This is a genomic window from Granulicella sp. dw_53 (assembly GCF_018449545.1).
GTDB lineage: Bacteria > Acidobacteriota > Terriglobia > Terriglobales > Acidobacteriaceae > Edaphobacter.
This window is the reverse complement of record NZ_JAAVUR010000043.1, coordinates 1-1,216: the sequence shown is the minus strand read 5'-3', so window position 1 is coordinate 1,216 and position 1,216 is coordinate 1. Positions and strand designations below refer to the sequence as shown.

Sequence of the window (1,216 nt, the reverse complement as noted above, 5' to 3'; positions counted from 1 at the left end):
AACTAAAGCCTTTACAGCCAATACTTACTTGATGATCTCGGAGATGGTTCCAGCTCCGACGGTACGTCCACCCTCGCGGATGGCGAAACGCAGACCCTTCTCCATCGCGACTGGCGTGTGCAGCGTGATCTCCAGCTGGATGTTATCGCCCGGCATCACCATCTCCGTGCCCTCCGGCAGCTTCGCCGATCCGGTCACGTCCGTGGTCCGGAAGTAGAACTGAGGACGGTAGCCGTTGAAGAACGGAGTGTGACGTCCACCCTCTTCCTTGCTCAACACGTAGATCTCGCCCTTGAAGTCGGTGTGCGGCTTGATCGAACCTGGCTTCGCCAACACCATGCCGCGCTCCACATCTTCCTTCGCGATACCGCGCAGCAGAAGACCGGCGTTGTCGCCCGCCAGACCCTCGTCCAGCTGCTTCTTGAACATCTCGACGCCCGTGCAGACCGTCTGACGGGTCTCGCGGAAGCCGACGATCTCGCAGGCTTCGCCCACCTTGATCTTGCCGCGCTCGATACGGCCCGTTACCACCGTGCCGCGACCCGAGATCGAGAAGATATCTTCGATCGGCATCAGGAACGGAAGCTCGATCGCACGCGTGGGCTGAGGAATGTACTTGTCCACAGCATCCATCAGCTCGTCGATCTTGGCCTCCCACTGGGCTTCGCCGTTCAGCGCGCCCAGAGCAGAGCCGCGGATCACCGGGGTATCGTCGCCAGGGTACTCGTACTTCGACAGCAGCTCGCGGACTTCCATCTCCACCAGCTCCACCAGCTCTTCGTCCTCGACCGCATCGCACTTGTTCAGGAACACCACGATGTACGGAACACCAACCTGGCGCGCCAGCAGAACGTGCTCCTTGGTCTGCGGCATCGGACCGTCGGTCGCTGCCACTACCAGGATCGCGCCGTCCATCTGCGCCGCTCCGGTGATCATGTTCTTGATGTAGTCGGCGTGGCCGGGGCAGTCGACGTGCGCGTAGTGACGGTTCGCCGTCTCATACTCGACGTGCGAGGTCGCAATCGTGATACCGCGCTCACGCTCCTCAGGAGCGTTGTCAATCGTGTCGAACGAGCGGAACGTGTTGTTCGGGTTGTGCTTGCTCAACACCTTCGTGATCGCCGCCGTCAGCGTCGTCTTGCCGTGGTCAATGTGACCCACCGTACCAATGTTTACGTGCGGCTTCGACCGGTCAAACTTTTCCTTGCCCATGACT

1 protein-coding gene is annotated in these 1,216 nt (G+C 60.6%); it reads right to left on the bottom strand.

Annotated features, from left to right (window positions below; all coding sequences use genetic code 11):
* Nucleotides 1–24 precede the first annotated feature (24 nt).
* The gene (gene tuf / locus HB393_RS24880) at nucleotides 25–1,212 is read right to left on the bottom strand and encodes an elongation factor Tu (protein ID WP_213807924.1); all 1,188 of its coding nucleotides are present in this window, start codon (nucleotides 1,210–1,212) and stop codon (nucleotides 25–27) included.
* Nucleotides 1,213–1,216: the final 4 nt, after the last annotated feature.